Annotated in this window: 7 protein-coding genes; all 7 read right to left on the reverse strand. The window is 41.3% G+C overall.

What is annotated here, in order from left to right; all coding sequences use genetic code 11:
• Positions 1-182 precede the first annotated feature (182 nt).
• Positions 183-500: a DUF6959 family protein gene (locus DFR28_RS19325; protein WP_113956046.1), complete on the reverse strand. Its 318-nt coding sequence runs from the start codon at positions 498-500 to the stop codon at positions 183-185.
• 112 nt (positions 501-612) lie between these two features.
• Entirely contained in the window at positions 613-900 is a 288-nt protein-coding gene (locus DFR28_RS19330; RefSeq protein WP_113956047.1) for a hypothetical protein, read from the reverse strand.
• 176 nt (positions 901-1,076) lie between these two features.
• Positions 1,077-1,409, reverse strand: coding sequence for a hypothetical protein (locus tag DFR28_RS19335; protein WP_113956048.1), 333 nt, complete (start codon positions 1,407-1,409; stop codon positions 1,077-1,079).
• 98 nt (positions 1,410-1,507) lie between these two features.
• The gene (locus DFR28_RS19340) at positions 1,508-1,882 is read right to left on the reverse strand and encodes a hypothetical protein (protein ID WP_147251079.1); all 375 of its coding nucleotides are present in this window, start codon (positions 1,880-1,882) and stop codon (positions 1,508-1,510) included.
• A gap of 95 nt (positions 1,883-1,977) precedes the next feature.
• On the reverse strand, positions 1,978-2,505 hold the full coding sequence (locus DFR28_RS19345; protein WP_113956050.1) for a hypothetical protein: 528 nt from the start codon (positions 2,503-2,505) through the stop codon (positions 1,978-1,980).
• 97 nt (positions 2,506-2,602) lie between these two features.
• On the reverse strand, positions 2,603-3,025 hold the full coding sequence (locus tag DFR28_RS19350) for a hypothetical protein (RefSeq protein WP_211317068.1): 423 nt from the start codon (positions 3,023-3,025) through the stop codon (positions 2,603-2,605).
• A 98-nt stretch (positions 3,026-3,123) separates the two neighbouring features.
• Positions 3,124-3,525, reverse strand: coding sequence for a hypothetical protein (locus tag DFR28_RS19355; RefSeq protein ID WP_113956052.1), 402 nt, complete (start codon positions 3,523-3,525; stop codon positions 3,124-3,126).
• Positions 3,526-3,710: the final 185 nt, after the last annotated feature.

Genomic DNA, 3,710 nt, shown 5'->3' on the forward strand with positions numbered 1-3,710 from the left:
TTTAATTCGATAAGCCGAGCCAAACGAACAAACGTTAGTCGTTGCCATAACATAGGCTAGAGATAACGCTACGAAAAGTAGACCCACTGCACTAGCTCGCTTGAAGTTAGTCATAGGAAATATAACGCCGTGAACACGGGCGCGCTTTGCGCGTCCGAGCGAAGCGGCAGTGTTTTGCCTTGTTATAAGTCGTTTTCAACAAGATGCTCATACCTCTTGTAACTATGTTCAATTTTAAAATTGTTTTCAATGCCGTGTGCCTTGCACACTGCAATGTAATGCATTAGTCGGTCTTCCAATTTTTCCGCAGCCATAAATGCGGCATAAAACGCATCCTTTTCAGGCGTCTTACTGAGCTCAGCCAACACTTCCATTATTTCGCTATGCAGAATAAGCAATGAGTCACCTTGTACAACAGAGCCTGGATATTCGCGGCTAGGTAATTTTACAACTGCCACATTTGATTGGTGAGACAAAATATCCGCTTTTTCAGATTCCATGACGTTTAGTACTTATAACGCCTTGCCAAGGGGTGGCGCGAAGCGGCCGTCCCGCGGAGCAGCTTGCTGCGCAGTGAACTTTGACAACTTGTTAGGTGGATAGCCGCGCAAATCACTTTCTACCTCCCTGAATATAATCTAAATACTCATATTGACTAATAAATTGGTTTACCAATTTATTAGTACAACCTGGAAATTCAATTTCTAGTAGTTCAAACAATCGATCTATATCTGGAGACTCAATAGTTCTATTTGGATCTCCGAACTCTACGTTCGGATCTAACGGACCGAACTCCGGAAAATCTAAAAACTCTTTGTTGCCGAGATCAGCTGTTTCATAAATGGCCGCTTGGTATCCATTCTTGACCCAATCAATAGCGAACCATCTGATTCCACTCATTTCCTTGAAGCTGCATTCTCCTAGAAAACACTCGACCGATTTCCCTTGCTTCAAAGCTAACACGGTTTCGTAATGGTTCAAGTATCGCCGACTCAAAATACACCTAACGCCCTTAAAACGGGCGCGCGCTTTTTGCGCGTCCGAATGAACGTAGTGAATGTATGTTTTTAAGCTTGTTAGATTTCATTGTGATGGTCTATTTCAAAATATACTTCATTTATCCAGGATTGTAGGTCACTACAATCGTTTTTGAAGTTGTCATTTACGCTTAGAGATTCTGTTCGTTCAGAGAGAGCCTTAAACACACTCTTTAGCTTTGCTTTAATATCGTTTTTATTCGAAGTGCCTTCCAAAATAAAATCTGCTAATGAGCGGAGTTCGTGGAGTAAATCAGCACCTTCAAATTTAATATCCGTGCTCGGATTGTCTAGAATTGGCCCATAGCCAAAACCTGGCTCTGGGTAAAGACGGCTTCTTAGTCTGGCGATAGCATTATTTAAGTTTTCCATTTTGGGCTCTCCGTAAATCTAACGCCGTGAACACGGGCGCGCTTTGCGCGTCCGAGCGAAGCGGTAGTGTTTTGCCTTGTTATGTTTTTTATTGCACACTATTCGAGTATTTTGCTACTTATCATTGTACCGCCAGGCTGATCATCGCTGGGTTCTAAATAGTACCAAGTGATTTCAACGAGAGTTCCAATCTCAATAGGTTTCTTCTCAGGATTAAAAGAGAACTTTATCGACGAACCTAAGTGATTCTTACAAGTTGAGTCTGACTTGGTCTGATGGGAGGACTCGGAATTTTCTACCACGATAAATCCGTCTAAATGATCGCCCCTCTCGTTTATATAAAAGTTAGATTTATCAATTGCTCTTACAGGTCCAGAAAAAACACAACCAACGATATCCGATGCACAAGCTGTGCTCCAAATCAGAAGAGCCATTAGTGAATATAAATGCATTCTCATAACTTTAGTAAACATAACGCCGTGCCAAGGGGCGGAGCGGAGCGACGTCCCGCGGAATGAGCGCAGCGAATGGAGCAAACTTTGGTGCCTTGTTATGTGACATTTTATCGTTAATTCCGGTTTGATTCTATTAGTCGGTTTGTCTCATTTAAAACTTTCAAAGTTTTTTTTCGGTCTGAGAAATATATGCACACTTCGCCTTTGCCAAGATCTATGGAACCTCCCCGCTTAGGTTCGCAGATATCCAAAGCCTCTGAAGTTTCTGTTTCTCTTATTTTAACTCTTACAACTTCACGTTCGATGTACTCGGGTTCTTGCCAGTGGTCTCGATTGGTGTTTTTTATATGGATTATCGAAAATAAAACATTTTCAATTCTATCCAATGGAATGAACTGCATACCCCTATCTTTTGATGGATAGTACAAATTTTCAGCATCTACCCCAAAGGTTAATTGGCCCCTTTTTGACGAGCTGTACAAGACTATCGATGGCGCACCAATTACTAACGAAAATAAAAACAGATTAAGATAAACAGCATCACTATATTTAAGCATTGAAATCAAAAGAACTAAACTTAGCGCTATAGTGACAATTAAAGCTAAGGCAGTCTGGTCATTTCTTTCAACTAACTCATACATTATCGGAGAGCAGGCACATAACGCCCACAAAACGGGCGCGCGTTTTCTGCGCGTCCGAACGAACGCAGTGAGTGCCAGTTTTTGTTCTTGTTAAGTTTCATTTAATTGCCTTCCAAGAATTGGTGATTTTACCTATACCAATAGGTTTTTCGCTTTTGTAATTTTTTGTACTGCAACTGTAGTTTGCTTCACAGATAAAACCGTTCCAAGCATGTAAATTGCAACCTATCTTTTTTCCATCGCTCATCAAGAATTCTATTCTAATAAGTTTGCGTTCATCTAGAAACGGCAATCTCTTTGTTAGTCCCTCAGTCTTTAAAATTTCATTATCTGAGTAAAAACGAACTTGTTTCCATTCAGGGTGATGCTGAACAATCGCTAACCTTTCTTTCTGGATAGCGACAATTTCAGAATATTCATCGGGCAAAGAGTCTATACAAGAATTTAGAGCATGTTCATCAAATATCGATAGCTTTTCATTTCCGTACAGCCACTTTGCATAGAGCATTCGAAGTTTCATACCAAGCACCGTAAACTTAACGCCTTTGCAATGGGCGGCGCGTTTTATCGCCGTCCCGCGCAGTGAGCACAGCGAACGAAGCAGATTTTGCAAACTTGTTAGTTATCTTTTTCATACTTCTCTTTGTGTTCTAAGTAAAACTTCTTGGATTCTTCCCAAAATGCTCTTTCAGCATTTCCAGTTTTTTTAGTCTTAACAGTTTTTTCTTCAATCGGCAGATCAGCATTACTCTGTTCAAGAATAGTAATTTCTACACGATCTCCAACCGACAATTTGGTTTGAGGTACCCAGTTATAATGAGTTCCTTGATCTTCATCGCTTCTAGCGCCAAGGCCACCGACATTAAGAACCAAGTCTGACTTTTGTTTTTCAGTTTTCGTGCCTCCAGACTCCGAACCCAAAACGCCAGAACCACCAACCATTGCATTTAGAACACATAAGTCTTCTCTACCTGCAATAGTAATAGTTTCTCCATTTAACTCGACTTTAAGAACGATCATTATTCCTCCATGTAACTAACGCTAAGCCAAGGGGCGGCGCGTAGCAGCCGTCCCGCGGAGCCAACTTGTTGGCGGAGTGAACTTTGACGCCTTGTTATGAAGTTTTATTGAGATAACCAAGGTATAACCCACCTACAAGACCGAGAAAACTAAAGATTAGGGAAGTTTCGACGGAGTCGCCGACG

The organism is Arenicella xantha, assembly GCF_003315245.1.
Lineage (GTDB): Bacteria > Pseudomonadota > Gammaproteobacteria > Arenicellales > Arenicellaceae > Arenicella > Arenicella xantha.

Bases quoted from the DNA above. Each gene is read 5' to 3' on its own strand.
- DFR28_RS19325 (WP_113956046.1), bottom strand. From the start codon at position 500: ATGGAATCTGAAAAAGCGGATATTTTGTCTCACCAATCAAATGTGGCA.
- DFR28_RS19330 (WP_113956047.1), bottom strand. From the start codon at position 900: ATGAGTGGAATCAGATGGTTCGCTATTGATTGGGTCAAGAATGGATAC.
- DFR28_RS19335 (WP_113956048.1), bottom strand. From the start codon at position 1,409: ATGGAAAACTTAAATAATGCTATCGCCAGACTAAGAAGCCGTCTTTAC.
- DFR28_RS19340 (WP_147251079.1), bottom strand. From the start codon at position 1,882: ATGTTTACTAAAGTTATGAGAATGCATTTATATTCACTAATGGCTCTT.
- DFR28_RS19345 (WP_113956050.1), bottom strand. From the start codon at position 2,505: ATGTATGAGTTAGTTGAAAGAAATGACCAGACTGCCTTAGCTTTAATT.
- DFR28_RS19350 (WP_211317068.1), bottom strand. From the start codon at position 3,025: ATGAAACTTCGAATGCTCTATGCAAAGTGGCTGTACGGAAATGAAAAG.
- DFR28_RS19355 (WP_113956052.1), bottom strand. From the start codon at position 3,525: ATGATCGTTCTTAAAGTCGAGTTAAATGGAGAAACTATTACTATTGCA.